This is a genomic window from Halomonas sp. PR-M31 (genome assembly GCF_001039575.1).
Classification (GTDB): domain Bacteria; phylum Pseudomonadota; class Gammaproteobacteria; order Pseudomonadales; family Halomonadaceae; genus Modicisalibacter.
Genome location: NZ_JIBT01000006.1, coordinates 71,114 through 85,439 on the forward strand (window position 1 = coordinate 71,114; position 14,326 = coordinate 85,439).

The following is a 14,326-nucleotide window of genomic DNA, read 5'->3' on the forward strand; positions in this document are numbered from 1 at the left end:
TCCTTTACTTCCGAAAAATGAACAAAAGCCTACCGGGAGTCCGTCAACCGGTGGCCAAGGCCGCCTCGATCTCGGCTTGCCTGCGCCTGGCCAGCTCCTGGCCCAGCTCGCCGCCTTTGAACCCTTCATCGACCAGTTGGCGTGGCGATACCTGGGAGGCCAGACGCCAGGCCAGAGACAGATTCGCGGCCAAGGCGTCATTTTCGAGACTGACCAGGAAAAGCAGCGGCGTGACTCGCTCGCTACGCCGCCAGGCATCGATTCTGTTCAACCAGTCAAGGATACCCTCGGCGTTTGGCCCATGCTCACTTGTCTCATTCCACAGCTCTCTTGTCAGCATGACCTGACGCGCCAGGTCACGCCAGGCATTGGGAATACGCAGGCGCTCCTCCAAAACCTGGCGCACTGGATCGTCAAGATGCTCACAGAGTCGCGCCCAGCGCCAGCGCGCCAGCTGGCCGTTATCCTCCGGCAGACGTTCCATACGTGCCAGAGCCGCCTCTAGCCCGGCGTTTTCGGCAAGTTCGGGCATCAATGCTTCAAGCGCTTCACAATCGCGTAGGGTTTCAAAGTAGGCTTGGGGACAAGGTTCACCGAGAGCCTTTTCGGTCTCCTGCCAGACCCGCTCCGCAACCAGATGGGCAATTTCGCCGTTCAGCGCAAGCTGGCGCATCAGGGCCAGGGTGTCCTCGGCAATGACGAACCCAAGCCTCTGATAGCGGGCCAGGAAACGCGCGGTGCGCAGCACTCGCAGCGGGTCCTCGACGAAGGCCAGTGAGACGTGCCGCAGCACGTGGGCTTCTAGATCCCGCTGACCCTGGAACGGATCGATCAGTTCGCCATCAAGAGTCTCGGCCATGGCGTTGATGGTCAGATCTCGTCGGGCCAGATCCTCTTCCAGGGTGACCTCGGGGCTTGCGTGCACCTCGAAGCCAGTATAGCCGTGGCCCTGCTTGCGCTCGGTGCGGGCCAGCGCGTATTCCTCTTGCGTAACTGGATGCAGAAACACGGGAAAATCTCGCCCGACGGGCTTGAAGCCGCGCTTGCGCATGGCTTGCGGTGTCGCACCGACCACCACCCAGTCCTGATCCACCACCGGCCAGCCGAGACGTGAATCCCTTACCGCACCGCCAACGCGATAGACGTTGAGCCCCTTGATCGCCGAATCCCTGCCGGTCACCGCGCCACTCGCTGAGGATGTCTGACTTCCCAGTCGACGAAGCCGCCATCCAGACTGTAGACCTGATCGAAGCCCTGTCCCGCCAGCCAGCTTGCCGCCTGTTGGCTGGAGTGCCCGTGATAGCACACCACGACCAGGGGTTGCTCTCGAGAGATATCCTTTAACAGATCGCCTACCGTGGTGTTGTCGAGATGACGACTGCCGGGAATATGGCCCTGGGCATAGCTCAAGGGATCGCGAATATCCACCAGGGTCAGCGGCTGAGCATCGTCCAGCCACTGTTTCAAAGTAGCATGATCGAGATGTTCGAAAGATTGGCTCATGAGCACCTTCTACGTGATGTGATTAATCTTGCTGGCTGGGCTCGCTGATGCGTTGGCCACTGTCGAGATTCAAAGCGGTCAGGCTGCCGCCCCAGACACAGCCGGTATCCAGCGCCTCGGCTCGTACAGCGGTATCCGGTGTCTGTCCTTGCAAGGCCGCCCAGTGGCCAAAAAGAATGTGGGGATCGTCTTCTCGAGGATAGGTGAACCAGGGATGAAACCCAGGAGGTGCCGAATCGAGCCCTTCCTTGGCATCAAAATCAAGGGTGCCGTCCGCGGCGATGAAGCGCATGCGGGTGAACGCATTGACGATCATGCGCAGGCGATCGATGCCCTCAAGGCTGTCATCCCAGCGAGACGGCGAATTGCCGTACATGCATTCCAGGAAAGACCCCGAGCGCCCGCCTCCCAGTACCGCTTCGGCCTCCCGGGCGAGCGCCCGTGCCTTATCGAGAGACCATTGAGGCAGCACGCCGGCGTGGGTCATCAGCCTGCGTCGGTCACTGTCGCTATCGTCATCGACCCACAAGGGCTGGGCCTGCAGCCAGTCGAGGAGCGTTTCACGATCCGGCGCCGCGAGAATATCGTCCAAGGTGTCGGATCGCTTGGTGGAGGCTCCCCCCCTAGCGACCGCCAATAGATGCAGATCATGATTGCCCAGCACCACTCGCGCCGCCTCGCCCAGATCACGCACTTCGCGCAAGCACTCCAGGGAGCCTGGACCGCGATTGACCAAGTCGCCGGCCAACCATAGGCGATCCCGGCGCGGATCGAAGCTCAAGCGCTCCAGTAGTGCGACGAATTCACGGTGGCAACCCTGAAGGTCACCGATGGCATAGGTTGTCATGATCGCTTTTTCAAACCTGATGAATGCGGTGGAAAGTGTTCAATGCACCTGATTGGGGCCCGCCAGACGAAACGGCGGAATGGCGACTTCGAAGGATCGATGTACGGAGGTATCCACACAGGTGTAAGCGCCCTCCATGACCCCAACCGGACAATCCAATACCGCGCGACTGGTGTAACGAAAGTTCTGACCTGGCCCGATCATGGGCTGCTTGCCGACCACGCCCTTGCCGCGCACCTCCTGTACCTTGCCGCTGCCCTGAGTGATCTTCCAGTAGCGGGCCAGGAGCTGAACCGGGTGAGAGGAGTGGTTGTGTACCGTGATGGTATAGCTGAACACGAAACGCTGCTCGGTCACCGACGACTCATCGGCACGATAAGCTGGCTCTACATCGACCTGCACGTCCTGACCTTGTTCACTCATGCGCCTTCTCCCGCCAGATGATTGGCGATGTTCACAAACTCGGCCACGCTCAATGTCTGCGGCCGGCGACCCGGATCGATGTCCAGGGACTCGAGAGTGGCAACATCGATACGTTGCTTGAGATTATTGCGCAGCGTCTTGCGCCGCTGTCCGAAGGCTTCCCGCACCACGTCGGCAAACAACCCCTCGTCCCTTGCCGGATTGGGCAGCGTCTCATGGGGGACTAGCCGAACGATAGCGGATTCGATCTTGGGCTGGGGCACGAAGGCCTCCGGCGGCACGCTGAACAGCGAATCCACCCGACAATGGTACTGGGCCATGACCGACAATCGCCCCCAATCACTGCCGCCCGGTGCCGCCGCCAGACGCTCAACCACCTCTTTTTGCAGCATGAAATGCATGTCGGCTACCGCCCCTCGCGTTGCGAGCAGATGAAAGATCAGCGGTGTCGAGATGTTGTAGGGCAGATTGCCTGCGATACGCAGCAAAGGTCCCTCTCCCTTGAGGGCAGCGAAATCAAAGGTCAATGCATCGCCTTCGTGGATCACAAACTCAGGATAGTTGAAGAATTGAACGCGCAGGCCAGGAATCAGGTCTCGGTCGAGCTCGATCACCTCGAGCTTGCCGGCAGCTTCGAGCAGCGGTTCCGTCAGGGCACCTTGACCCGGACCTATCTCGATCAGACGCTGATCGGGCCGCGGGGCAATGGTTTTCACGATACGAGAAATGATACCGGGGTCACGCAGAAAATTCTGACCGAAGCGCTTGCGCGCTCGTGGCGTTGGGGGGCGAGATGCCATGGGAAAAAAGAGTCCTTGCTTGCCTATTTAGGGTCTAGAGGAGGCATTGGCCATTTCGATCGCCATGTCGATCGCCACCTGCAGGCTACCGATATCCACGTTGCCGCTAGCGGCAAGGTCCAGCGCGGTGCCATGATCCACTGACGTGCGCACGATAGGCAAGCCAAGGGTAATATTGGCAGCGCGTCCGAAGCCTGCGTACTTCAAGACCGGCAGCCCTTGATCGTGATACATGGCCAGCACTGCATCCGCCTCATCGAGATGTCTGGGCGTAAAAAGAGTATCCGCCGGCAAGGGGCCCTCCAGCAATAGCCCTTCTTCACGCAGCCGGGCCAGCGCCGGGATGATCGTATCGATCTCCTCTCGACCCAGGTGCCCGCCTTCACCGGCGTGAGGATTCAAGCCGCATACAGCAATACGCGGCTGGGAGACATCGAAATAGCGCGTGAGATCACGGGCAAGAATACGTAGCACCCGGCTAAGGCCATCGACGGTGATGGCATCCGCCACCGCCCGCAGCGGCAAGTGCGTGGTTGCCAGGGCCACCCGCAGCTCTCTCTTCATGGCGCGAGCTGTAGCGCGGGTAGCCAGCATCATCACCACTTCTTCGCTGCCGCAGGCGTCCCGCAGATATTCCGTATGACCGGTGAAATGCGGATGACCGCCCTCGATGATCACGCCCTTGTGCAGTGGCGCCGTCACCATGGCCTGGGCCTGCCCTTGTCGACAGGCCTCGATCGCCCGATCCAGCACGTCAAGCACATAGCCTGCATTGGCTGGATTCAGCCGGCCCGGTTCAGTCGGCGCCGCAAGCGTCACTGGCCAGACCGGTAGCATCCCGGGACGCGAATCCGGCACCTCGTCACTCTCCGCGAGTACGCAAAGCTCAACCTCCAGCCCTAACCCTGTAGCACGCTGCGCCAGCAGGTCCGGATCGCCGATCGCCACGATCCGCGCAGGTGACAACACCTTGGCGCATACTAGCTTTAGTATCAGATCCGGACCGATACCCGCAGGTTCACCGCTGGTCAGCGCCAGCACCGGCGCATTCATCCGGCGCTGTTTTCCAGACGGTTGTCGACGTAGGCTTCGTTGCGAATCTGCTGCATCCAGGTTTCCAGCTCGTCGTTGGCTTTGCGCTGGAAGAGCGTTTCGCGTATCTGGTTGCGCTGAGCCTCGTTGGTAACATCCTGCTGACGACGCTCCAGCACTTCGATCAGATGATAGCCAAAACGTGAGCGCACCGGCTGGGAAACTTCACCCACGGGCAGCGATGTCATGGCCTCTTCGAAACCCGGCACCATCTGCCCGGGACGCACCCAACCCAGATCGCCGCCGTTGAGAGCACTGCCCCGGTCGTCGCTGACCTCCTGGGCTACCGTGGCAAAATCCTCGCCGGAGGCGATACGCTGACGCGCCTGCTGCGCCAGGGCCTCGGCCTGCTGAGCATCCTGAGTGGGGTTGGTCTCGATGAGGATATGACGCACGCGCTGCTCGTCGACAACGGCTTGCTGTTGACTACCATCATCCCGCGCCTGCAGTTTGATCAGGTGATAACCGTTTGGGCTGCGAATCGGCTCGCTGACCTGCCCCACGCCAAGCTGTGGAATCGCGTCGGCGAATACGGCAGGAATCTCGGCGGCACGCTGCCAGCCCATGTCGCCGCCTTCCAGGGCATTGGAACCATCAGACTGAGCCGCGGCCAGTTCGGCGAAATCTGCACCGCTCTGCAACTGCTGATAAAGCGCCTCGGCTTCTCGCTGAGCTGCCTGAACCTGCTGCGGGCTCGGCGATTGGGGCAGTCCCACCAGGATATGGCCAAGCCGGTAGCGGGTATTGTCGCTACCTGTCTGCTGCTCTAGATAGCGCTGCACCTCCCGGTCGGAGACCTTGATACCACTGGCAACCCGGCGCTGCTGAAGCTGTCGCATCAGCATTTCACGGCGTATCTGCTCGCGTACTACCGCCAGGGAAAGACCGTCCGCTTCCAGGGTATCGGCAAACTGATCGAGACTCATGCCGTTGTTCTGAGCAATCGAGCGCACCGCGCGGTTGAGTTCGGTATCGTCTACGGACAGATTGGCCTCTTCCGCCATCTGCAGCTGAATCTGCTCGACGATCATGCGCTCCAGCACCTGATTGCGCAGCGCCTGTTCGTCCGGCACGGCGATATTGCGACCCGCAAGCTGACTGCGCGCTTGAGTGACGCGATCTTCAAGCTCGCTCGCCATGATGGCGTCATCGTTGACTACCGCCACGATGCGATCAAGCGGCTCGGCGGCCAGCACATAGCCTGTCGCGCTCAATGTCAGTGCCAATGTCAAACCCAACGATGCAAACATGCGTTTGCCCATGCAAAACCTCACTCACTATCTAGAATTGTGTCGGTTGATAACCCGGAATGGACTCTTCGAAGAAGGCATCGGTTCCTTGACCGACACCACCCAGTCCCTTGAATACGAAGGTCAGGAAAATACCGCGATCCCTGTAGTCATCTTCGATGGTATTGGCGGTATCGTTATCCTCGAGCCATTCCCGCCAGGCAACCTGCACGCCGTAACAGCAATCGTTCCATTGGATACCGGCCAACTGCTCGAGAGAGCGGCTGTTGGTGTTGTCATAAGTATAGCGACCGATCAGATCCAGGCTTGGCGTGGCCCGATAGGCAAAGGATACGTCGTACTCTTCCCGATCATAGCCTAGTTGATCTTCTGGATCGCCGGAGGGATCGAAGCCTTCGAGCTGCCAGCGATAGCCGAGATTGAGCACATGCCCGGCAGGATTACGGTAGCGCAGATAGGTGGCGGTACGTTCGGTCAAATTGCGGTCCGTGTCGTAGAACCACTCATAGCGGGTACTCCAGCGATCGTTTATCTGCCAATCGAGCTGGGTCACGACCGGTGAACGGTCCCGAGTGGCGTTGTACCACCGCTCGAAGTTCGTATCCCGGTCCGGCAAGGTATCCGGGTCGCCGTCCATGTCAACATTACGGTCTTCGAAGTAGGCGCTTTGCCCCACGGCCAAAGACAGCCGCTGCCGGCCGCTGTCGTCTTCGAGAAACCGCGTGGCCAGACCATAGGAAAGCTTGTTGGTATCGCCGATCCGGTCGCGCCGGTGAAGCGATAGGGCGACCACAGCTGGCTATAGGACAAGGCCTGCTCGTCCGTATCGAAGTCCGGGAAGTCGCTTTGATCCCGCTCCGGCACATAGGCGTAGTAAAGACGCGGCTCCAGGGTCTGACGCCAATTCGAGTCGAAGGCGCTCAGGTCCCGCTCGAAGATCAGGCCGCTGTCCACGGAGCTGACCGGCACGGTGCGATTCAGATCCGTATCACGGTCGGTATTGAGCCGATCGTAGTCCAGGCTGTAGCTGGTGTTGAGCAGTTCGAAACGCGGCTCGAAAAAGCCCCAGGATACATCCTCGCGCCACCCGACCGCCGGTGCCAGGTGCACTCGGGAGCCCGTCGCCGCCTCCTCTATCGGCACCTCGGTTTCATTGATGTCGCGCCAGAAATAGGTCGCGTTGGAGCGCCACTGCTGATACAAGCCATTGTCCTGGGACCAGGCCGCATTGGCGGTCAGACTCGGCAAGCGATAAAACGGCTTGTCGTTGTCGTTCAGCGGGAATTCCATGCGCTGATAGCCCTGGGTCTTGGCTTCCAGGAACCAGGTGTTGCCGGTGTAGTTCAGCTGAGCCAGGCGCGACAGATATTCGGTATCGTTTTCGGCGAAATTGCGCCCGAAGTCCTCGAAATAACGCCCGTCACTGGCGGCACCGTAGCGCAGATCATAGCGCAGACGCGGCGTGAAGCGACCACGATGGGCATAGTCGATATACCAGCGATCCTCGCCTTCAAAGGCGTCTCGGGGAACGTTGGGATTGTTGTCGTCGCCACCGTCATCGTCGGATAGATAGGCACCCTCGATCTGCCCTACGTCTTCAGAAAACAGATAACGAAACTCGCCCCCCAGCAGTAGCCCATGATTGGTGAGCCAGCGCGGCGTGAGGGTGGCGTCGTAATTAGGCCCCAGATTGAAATAGTAGGGCTGGGCGTAATCGAAGGAGTCGCCGGAAAAGCCAAGGGTTGGCCACAGGAAACCTGACTGACGACGATCGTCGAGAGGAAAACGCACCCAAGGCCAATAGAAGACCGGCACATGGCCGACTTCCAAGCGTGCGTTGGTGGCGGTGCCGACGCCTTTTTCACGATCCAGAAGCACGTCGTTGCCGATCAATCGCCACAGCTTGCTGTCCGGTTCGCAGGTGGTAAAACTGGCCTCAGACAGCCGATAACGACCATCCTCGAGCCGGGCCAGACGCTGGGCATCGCCCCGCAGACGCTGTCGATGTACGACATAGTGCGCGCCGTCGATTTGAGCGGCGTCACTGTCCAAGGCCATCTGCGCCGAATCACCGCGCACCAGCAGGCCCTGGTCACGCATCGTCAATGGCCCTTCGGCAAATATCGTGTCCCGGGCCGCATTGACGCGCACCTGGGAGGCTTCAAGTTGACTGGTGTCGCGACGCAACACCACATCCCCTCGCAGCAGTGTCTCGCCTTCGGTGCCATACTCGGCGCTGTTCGATGAGGACAGCACCTCTTGTGGCGTTTTGCCTGGGGCAAGCTGATATTCCGGAATGACATAGCGGCCTCGACATAAGGCATTGGCGGGGGCATCTTCACCCCAGGCCTGCCAATCGAGCTGATCTGCCGGAAGCGGCGTAGGCGGTGCCGCGTAGGCGCCGTTCGTGACCAGACCGGCGAGGGCAGTCCACAACAATCGCTTGCCCATGTATCCTCGGTGTCCTTGGCGGTTGGAATCGGTATTATACAGTCCCTGTGCCGCACGTCTTCTTCTCGTGGGCATGGCGCTAACAACAGGGATTGCGCTAAGAGGTCCTCAGCATGCGGCGACCAATCGATCCCGTCAACCAAGGAGTTCTAATGTCCAACGCAGGAGAAACCGCCCGCCTGGACGCTCTGCGCGAGTGGGTAACCGTCCGTCACCATCTTCCTGCGGATGCACGCCTGGAACTGGCCGCGGGTGATGCCAGCTTTCGCCGCTATTTTCGTCTATGGCTGGAAAACGGCCGCACTCGCATTCTCATGGATGCGCCACCGGAGAAGGAAAACAGCCAGCCCTTCGTGACCGTCGCCGAGGCCTGGCGAAGCGCCGGGCTGCCCGTCCCCACGCTGCATGCCACCCATCTTACCGCCGGTTTCATCGAGCTGGAGGATCTTGGGGATATGCCCTTGCATCTCTCTCTTGGCGAGTGCGAGGGTGCAAAGAGCCTTGCCTGGCACGAGCGTGCCCTGGCGCTGATCGGCGAGCTGCAAAATCGCGCTCCCTGTGACGCCCTGCCGGTTTACGACTCCAGCCTGTTCGCCCGGGAGCTGGATCTGTTTCCCGAATGGTGTCTCGACAGGCTGCTGGGTATCGCACCGCCTGCCTGCTGGCAGCATCTGCACCAGCGTCTGATCGCCCTGGCATTGGGTCAGCCCATGGCGGCGGTGCATCGGGACTTCGACGCCATGAATCTGATGCTGCGAGATGACGAGCTATGGCTGATCGATTTCCAAGATGCGGTGCATGGACCCATCACCTATGACCCGGTCTCCTTGCTGCGCGGGCGCTATTGTCGTTTTTCTCGAGAACGCTATACCGCCTGGCTGGAAGCATTCCGCCGCCAGGCCGTCGCCGATGGCCGCTTGAGAGCCAGTGTGGACAGTGCAAGCTTTCTGCATCTTGCCGATACTATGGCCGCCCAGCGCTCTCTCAAGGTATTGGGCATTTTCTGTCGCCTGACCCTGCGTGATGACAAATCCGGCTATCTGGCGCGCCTGCCCCACTTCCTGGATCATTTGTACGACAGTCTCACGCCCTGGCCTGAGTTCGATGAATTCGTCGAGTGGCTCGACGAGACCTTTGCCCCGGCCCTCACCCAGGAGCTGACTCGGCGCGGCATTCCGGGAGCGGCGTCATGAAAGCGATGATTCTCGCCGCAGGGCTGGGCACCCGTATGCGGCCATTGACGGACCACACCCCTAAACCGCTGCTCAAGGTCGGCGGCAAGCCTTTGCTCCAGCATCATCTCGAACGCCTGAAAGCCATCGGCATCGGGGATGTCGTCATCAATGTCAGCCATCTCGGCGAGCAGATCATCGAGGCGCTGGGAGACGGGGGGCGCTACGGCGTCCGGATTCAGTGGAGCCAGGAAGAACGACCACTGGAAACCGGCGGCGGTATTCACAAGGCGTTGCCACTGCTTGGTGAATCGCCGTTTCTACTGGTCAACGGCGATGTCTGGTGCGATCTCGACCCGGCCTGGCTTTCGCCCTTGAACGGCGATCTGGCCCGCCTGGTGCTGACGGATAACCCGGATCATCATCCTGGCGGCGATTTTCATCTCGACGCCGACGAACGCGTGCACGCCACGGGCGATCCATGTTTGACCTTTGCCGGCATCAGCCTCATCGATCCTGCGCTGGTGGCGAATCAACCCGCCGATGCCTTCCCGCTGGCGCCGCTTTTGCGTAACGCCATGGCGGAGGGCCGGGTCGGTGGCTGTCACTACACCGGGCTCTGGATCGACGTGGGTACCCCCCAGCGCTTGCAGGAACTCGACGAGCGGATTCGCGGCCAATCAACGTGACAGCGTCAGTGAATGAATCTATGTGCAACTATGCTGTGGCAGCCATGAGCGATCATCTGCCCGAGTAACCATCAAAAGGGAACGACAAGACAATGAAAGCCAGTGTCAAATGGACCGAGGGTCGCCAATTCGTCGCCGAATCCGGCAGCGGCCACAGCGTGGTGATCGATGGTCCACCGGATCATGGCGGTCGCAATACCGGTCCGCGCCCCATGGAAATGCTGCTGATGGGCATGGGCGCCTGCACGGCGTTCGACGTGCTCGAAATCCTGGAGAAGTCCCGAGCTCCGGTGAGCGACTGCAGCGCAAGCCTCGAGGCGGAGCGCGCCGACGACATACCCAGCGTCTTCACCAGGATTCACGTGCATTTCACCGTTATCGGCAACGGCTTGAAAGAAAGCCAGGTCAAGCGCGCCGTGGAGCTTTCCGCGGAGAAATACTGCAGCGCCTCGATCATGCTGACCCGTGGCGGCGTCGAGGTAACTCATTCCTACGAGATCGTCAGCGAATAACCTTCGACTTTTTACATCGCAACGAGTGCGCCCCGTGCCAAGGATGTGCATAATACGCGCCTTTCTCAAAGGTCAGCCTTAGAGGTAGGCCAAGGGCATATGCCGTGGCGCGCCTTCAGTATTACGGCTTGTCTTCCTCTGCTCCGGCGTCTGTTCGCCGGCTAGTCATCCTTCGATCGATTAGGAGGTTTGAACATGAGTGGAAATCTTCGACTCCACGGGTTCAACAACCTGACCAGCTCCTTGAGCTTCAACATTTACGACATCTGCTACGCCAAGACGGAAGAACAGCGTGAAGCCTATATCGACTACATCGACGAGCTGTACAACGCCGAGCGCTTGACCCAGATATTGAAGGACGTGACCAACATCATCGGCGCCCATGTGCTCAATATCGCCCGGCAGGACTATGAGCCTCATGGCGCCAGCGTGACCATCCTGATTGCAGAGCACGAACTCGACGAAACCGATGCGGATCAGACAGTACCTGGCCCAGGACCGCTCCCTCAAGCCGTCGTGGGTCATCTGGACAAGAGCCATGTCACGGTGCACAGCTATCCGGAATCCCACCCGGACAATGGCATCAGCACCTTTCGTCTGGACATCGATGTTTCGACCTGCGGCATGATTAGCCCGCTCAAGGCGTTGAACTATCTGATTCATAGCTTCGATTCGGACATCGTCACCACGGATTATCGCGTCCGCGGTTTTACCCGGGACGTGAATGGCCGCAAGCTGTTCATCGATCACGACATCACCTCGATCCAGGATTACCTGGCGGAGGACACCAAGCACGCCTATCAGATGATCGATGTGAATGTTTATCAAGAGAACATGTTCCACACCAAGATGCTGTTGAAGGATTTCGACCTCGACAACTACCTGTTCGGCACGTCCCGCCGGGAGCTTACCTTCGAGGAAGCGCGGGATATCTCGAATCGGCTGCGTAACGAAATGCTCGAGATTTTTTATTCTCGCAATCTGGAGTAGGGCCGGTCATGTCTAGCCTCGCTTACACTCTTGTCATCAGCTGACGTAACAGCGGATTGGGAAAGCGCCTTGACAGGGTGACCGCGTAGAACGTCTCACTGAGCCGAGGGAGCTGATCTGCCTCCACGAGCATGCCGCTGGCCAGCTCGTCCTGGACGACGATCGGGGGAACGACGGCCAGCCCGATACCCTCCCGAACCAGGAGTCGAATCATTGCCATGTCGTCGACTTCGGCGGCAATGCGCACTTTGATAGCCAGGCGATCGACGAGCGCATCGAACCCGGTGCGTACGCTGCTACCTAGGCTTGGCAGCACCAGCGGTTCACTAGCGAGCAACTGCTTGAGCGTTCTACCCTCGCGGACCCGCTCAGGCGTCCCCACCAGACTCACCGGCTGCTCGGCGATGGGGTGCGATATCCAGGGCGTCGCCGCATCCTTGAAGACCGGCACGTTGACCAGCACCACGTCAAGCTGATGCGCCCCTAGACTCTGCAGCAAATCCCTTAGCGCGCCTGAGCGCACCATCACTTCGACATCCTCCCGACCAAGCAGCGGGCGCAGAAACTCGAACTGGAAGTTTCTCGAAAGCGTGGCCAAAGACCCGACTCGCAGTATCAGGCGTCGCCCTTCCGGTCGGTCCCTCAAGGTGCTGACAAGCTCTTCCCCGGAAGCAAAGATGACATCGGCATGATCGAGGGCAATACGACCGGCCTCTGTCAGCAACAACTGCTTGCCCCGACGCTCGAACAGGTCGTGCCCCATCTGCTCCTCCAGCTTGCGGATCTGGATCGACAGCGCAGATTGAGAGACGCCCAGGCGGGCCGCGGTGCGAGTCAGATTCCCATCATGGGCAACGGACCAGAAATAGCGCAGATGCTTGTAGTTCAGGTTAGCCATGGAGTAATTCTATTTTTTATATCGATACGTTAATAACAATGAATTTTATAGAATCTAAACCGATCGATATGATACCGGCAATCCAAAATTCGTTGCCGGAGTCATGATGTCGTCATTTCTCGCCTCTCTTGTACTGCTGGCGCCCTTGGCGCTCATCACCGTGGCACTTCTTTCTTTTTCCGAACCCGGTCTCAGGCCTAACCGAATACTCAAGATGAGCCGCCTGGCCACCATAGGCGCCTTTCTGCTCGCCCTGGGAGGAGCCATTCTGGTGGCGCTGGCAGGGGCTCTTACGAGTCCTGTCATCGGTATCGGTGAGTTTGGCTTTTCCGTGCGCCTGGATGCACTCAGTGGCGTGATGCTGCTGCTCGTCTCTTTCGTCGGGGTGATCGTCGTTCGCTTCAGCCGCCATTATCTTGATGGCGATGCCCGACAGGGCGTCTTTATTGGCCGACTCTGCCTGACCCTGGCCGCGGTGATGCTGCTGGTGAGCGCCGGCAACCTGCTGCAGCTGGTCGTTGCATGGATCGCCACCAGCCTGGCGCTGCACAGCCTGCTGCTTTTCTATCCCGAGCGACCCGCCGCGATCATCGCGGCGCGCAAGAAGTTCATCACTGCCCGTATCGGTGATGCCTGTCTCATCGGTGCGGTCATACTGCTGTTCCAGGGCTTCGGCACCTTGGATATTGCCGACATTCTGACCCAGGCGCGTAATACCCAAGATGGCATGAGGCCGCCGGGGATTGCGCTCGCGACACTGCTGATCGCCATCGCTGCCCTGCTCAAGTCGGCTCAATTCCCGACTCACGGTTGGCTACCCGAAGTCATGGAGACACCGACACCGGTCTCGGCACTTCTGCACGCCGGGATCATCAACGCGGGAGGATTCCTCGTCATCCGTTTCGCCGACGTGATGCTGCTCTCCATGCCATCGCTGCATTTCATCGCCATTGTCGGCGGCTTTACCGCCCTCTTCGGGGGCGTGGTCATGCTGACCCAGCCCAGCGTAAAGGTCTCTCTCGCCTGGTCGACGGTGGCCCAGATGGGCTTCATGCTCCTGCAGTGCGGGCTGGGCGCTTTCTCGATGGCAGTGCTGCACATCGTCGCTCACTCGCTCTACAAGGCCCACGCCTTCCTTTCCTCTGGCAGCGTCATCGATATCGCCAAGACCGCCTGGACACCGGATCTGAAAGCCCGGCCATCCATGGGTCTTCTTTTCTTGAGCCTGGCGCTGGCCCTGGGACTCTATGCCGGCATTGGCGGCTTGTTCAGCGCCCTCGTCGATGAGGCTTTCACCGTTCTGGCGCTGGGAATGATCCTCATCATGGGGCTGACGCTGCTGATCGCCCAGTCGATGCAGGGCGAAACCCAGATGGAGGTCGTTGGTCGCACCCTCGTTGCGGCAGCCTTCGCAACGGGGATCTATTTCGTTCTGCAGGCCGCGGCAGGATGGCTACTATCACCTGCCCTACCTCCCATTCCGACCCCCGACATGGCCGGATTCGCCATCATGGCGCTGGCGGTCGTCTCTTTCGCCGCGGTGACCGTGTTGCAGGTCCTGGCGCCGGTGTGGCTGGACTCGCCCACCTGGCGAGCGGCCCGGGTTCACATCGCCAATGGCCTGTACGCCAACACTCTATTCAATCGTATTGTCAGCACTCGCAAGCTGCTGTCGCGCAATCCGTCCTGATGGAGACCA

Annotated in this window: 14 protein-coding genes and 1 pseudogene; 5 read left to right on the forward strand and 10 right to left on the reverse strand. The window is 59.9% G+C overall.

Annotated elements, in window-relative coordinates; genetic code table 11:
- Nucleotides 1-43 precede the first annotated feature (43 nt).
- The 9 genes and pseudogenes from CH74_RS02770 to CH74_RS19935 form a co-directional block, all read right to left on the reverse strand.
- Nucleotides 44-1,180 (reverse strand): polynucleotide adenylyltransferase, encoded by a 1,137-nt coding sequence (locus CH74_RS02770; protein WP_048305953.1) that lies wholly within the window; start codon nt 1,178-1,180, stop codon nt 44-46.
- Nucleotides 1,177-1,503: a thiosulfate sulfurtransferase GlpE gene (gene glpE / locus CH74_RS02775; protein WP_048305954.1), complete on the reverse strand. Its 327-nt coding sequence runs from the start codon at nt 1,501-1,503 to the stop codon at nt 1,177-1,179. Before glpE ends, CH74_RS02770 begins: the two co-directional genes overlap by 4 nt.
- 22 nt (nt 1,504-1,525) lie before the next feature.
- Nucleotides 1,526-2,350 carry a symmetrical bis(5'-nucleosyl)-tetraphosphatase gene (locus CH74_RS02780; RefSeq protein ID WP_048305955.1) on the reverse strand — a complete coding sequence of 275 codons (825 nt, stop codon included), beginning with the start codon at nt 2,348-2,350 and terminating at the stop codon, nt 1,526-1,528.
- Nucleotides 2,351-2,389: 39 nt separating this feature from the next.
- Nucleotides 2,390-2,773 carry a Co2+/Mg2+ efflux protein ApaG gene (gene apaG, locus CH74_RS02785; RefSeq protein WP_048305956.1) on the reverse strand — a complete coding sequence of 128 codons (384 nt, stop codon included), beginning with the start codon at nt 2,771-2,773 and terminating at the stop codon, nt 2,390-2,392.
- A complete protein-coding gene (rsmA, locus tag CH74_RS02790; protein WP_048305957.1) occupies nt 2,770-3,573 on the reverse strand; it encodes a 16S rRNA (adenine(1518)-N(6)/adenine(1519)-N(6))-dimethyltransferase RsmA in 804 nt (267 codons plus the stop codon). Before rsmA ends, apaG begins: the two co-directional genes overlap by 4 nt.
- A gap of 27 nt (nt 3,574-3,600) precedes the next feature.
- Nucleotides 3,601-4,626, reverse strand: a complete 1,026-nt coding sequence (pdxA, locus tag CH74_RS02795) for a 4-hydroxythreonine-4-phosphate dehydrogenase PdxA (protein ID WP_048305959.1) — start codon at nt 4,624-4,626, stop codon at nt 3,601-3,603.
- Nucleotides 4,623-5,927, reverse strand: a complete 1,305-nt coding sequence (locus CH74_RS02800) for a peptidylprolyl isomerase (protein WP_048305961.1) — start codon at nt 5,925-5,927, stop codon at nt 4,623-4,625. The genes pdxA and CH74_RS02800 overlap by 4 nt, the downstream gene beginning before the upstream one ends.
- A gap of 19 nt (nt 5,928-5,946) precedes the next feature.
- Nucleotides 5,947-6,708 carry an LPS assembly protein LptD gene (gene lptD / locus CH74_RS19930; RefSeq protein ID WP_367379080.1) on the reverse strand — a complete coding sequence of 254 codons (762 nt, stop codon included), beginning with the start codon at nt 6,706-6,708 and terminating at the stop codon, nt 5,947-5,949.
- A gap of 35 nt (nt 6,709-6,743) precedes the next feature.
- A pseudogene (locus CH74_RS19935) lies at nt 6,744-8,441 on the reverse strand (LPS-assembly protein LptD); the annotation flags it as partial.
- Nucleotides 8,442-8,518: 77 nt separating this feature from the next.
- On the opposite strand from CH74_RS19935, the gene CH74_RS02810 reads away from it, so the two are divergent.
- The 4 genes from CH74_RS02810 (at nt 8,519) to speD (ending at nt 11,729) form a co-directional block, all read left to right on the forward strand.
- Entirely contained in the window at nt 8,519-9,559 is a 1,041-nt protein-coding gene (locus CH74_RS02810) for an aminoglycoside phosphotransferase family protein (RefSeq protein ID WP_048305962.1), read from the forward strand.
- Nucleotides 9,556-10,227, forward strand: coding sequence for an N-acetylmuramate alpha-1-phosphate uridylyltransferase MurU (gene murU / locus CH74_RS02815; RefSeq protein ID WP_048305964.1), 672 nt, complete (start codon nt 9,556-9,558; stop codon nt 10,225-10,227). Before CH74_RS02810 ends, murU begins: the two co-directional genes overlap by 4 nt.
- A 92-nt stretch (nt 10,228-10,319) precedes the next feature.
- Nucleotides 10,320-10,739 carry an OsmC family protein gene (locus CH74_RS02820; RefSeq protein ID WP_048305965.1) on the forward strand — a complete coding sequence of 140 codons (420 nt, stop codon included), beginning with the start codon at nt 10,320-10,322 and terminating at the stop codon, nt 10,737-10,739.
- 195 nt (nt 10,740-10,934) lie between these two features.
- Complete coding sequence (speD, locus tag CH74_RS02825; RefSeq protein ID WP_048305967.1) at nt 10,935-11,729, forward strand: adenosylmethionine decarboxylase; 795 nt, start codon at nt 10,935-10,937, stop codon at nt 11,727-11,729.
- A gap of 22 nt (nt 11,730-11,751) precedes the next feature.
- Here the strand turns inward: speD and CH74_RS02830 are convergent, their stop codons facing one another.
- Entirely contained in the window at nt 11,752-12,627 is an 876-nt protein-coding gene (locus CH74_RS02830) for a LysR family transcriptional regulator (protein ID WP_048305968.1), read from the reverse strand.
- A gap of 106 nt (nt 12,628-12,733) precedes the next feature.
- Here CH74_RS02830 and CH74_RS02835 point away from each other — a divergent pair, with 106 nt between their 5' ends.
- Nucleotides 12,734-14,317 carry a proton-conducting transporter membrane subunit gene (locus tag CH74_RS02835; protein WP_048305969.1) on the forward strand — a complete coding sequence of 528 codons (1,584 nt, stop codon included), beginning with the start codon at nt 12,734-12,736 and terminating at the stop codon, nt 14,315-14,317.
- Nucleotides 14,318-14,326: the final 9 nt, after the last annotated feature.

Excerpts from the sequence above, each read along its gene's own strand:
- glpE (WP_048305954.1), bottom strand. The coding sequence starts at position 1,503 with ATGAGCCAATCTTTCGAACATCTCGATCATGCTACTTTGAAACAGTGG.
- CH74_RS02780 (WP_048305955.1), bottom strand. The coding sequence starts at position 2,350 with ATGACAACCTATGCCATCGGTGACCTTCAGGGTTGCCACCGTGAATTC.
- apaG (WP_048305956.1), bottom strand. The coding sequence starts at position 2,773 with ATGAGTGAACAAGGTCAGGACGTGCAGGTCGATGTAGAGCCAGCTTAT.
- rsmA (WP_048305957.1), bottom strand. The coding sequence starts at position 3,573 with ATGGCATCTCGCCCCCCAACGCCACGAGCGCGCAAGCGCTTCGGTCAG.
- pdxA (WP_048305959.1), bottom strand. The coding sequence starts at position 4,626 with ATGAATGCGCCGGTGCTGGCGCTGACCAGCGGTGAACCTGCGGGTATC.
- CH74_RS02800 (WP_048305961.1), bottom strand. The coding sequence starts at position 5,927 with ATGGGCAAACGCATGTTTGCATCGTTGGGTTTGACATTGGCACTGACA.
- CH74_RS02810 (WP_048305962.1), top strand. The coding sequence starts at position 8,519 with ATGTCCAACGCAGGAGAAACCGCCCGCCTGGACGCTCTGCGCGAGTGG.
- murU (WP_048305964.1), top strand. The coding sequence starts at position 9,556 with ATGAAAGCGATGATTCTCGCCGCAGGGCTGGGCACCCGTATGCGGCCA.
- CH74_RS02820 (WP_048305965.1), top strand. The coding sequence starts at position 10,320 with ATGAAAGCCAGTGTCAAATGGACCGAGGGTCGCCAATTCGTCGCCGAA.
- speD (WP_048305967.1), top strand. The coding sequence starts at position 10,935 with ATGAGTGGAAATCTTCGACTCCACGGGTTCAACAACCTGACCAGCTCC.
- CH74_RS02830 (WP_048305968.1), bottom strand. The coding sequence starts at position 12,627 with ATGGCTAACCTGAACTACAAGCATCTGCGCTATTTCTGGTCCGTTGCC.
- CH74_RS02835 (WP_048305969.1), top strand. The coding sequence starts at position 12,734 with ATGTCGTCATTTCTCGCCTCTCTTGTACTGCTGGCGCCCTTGGCGCTC.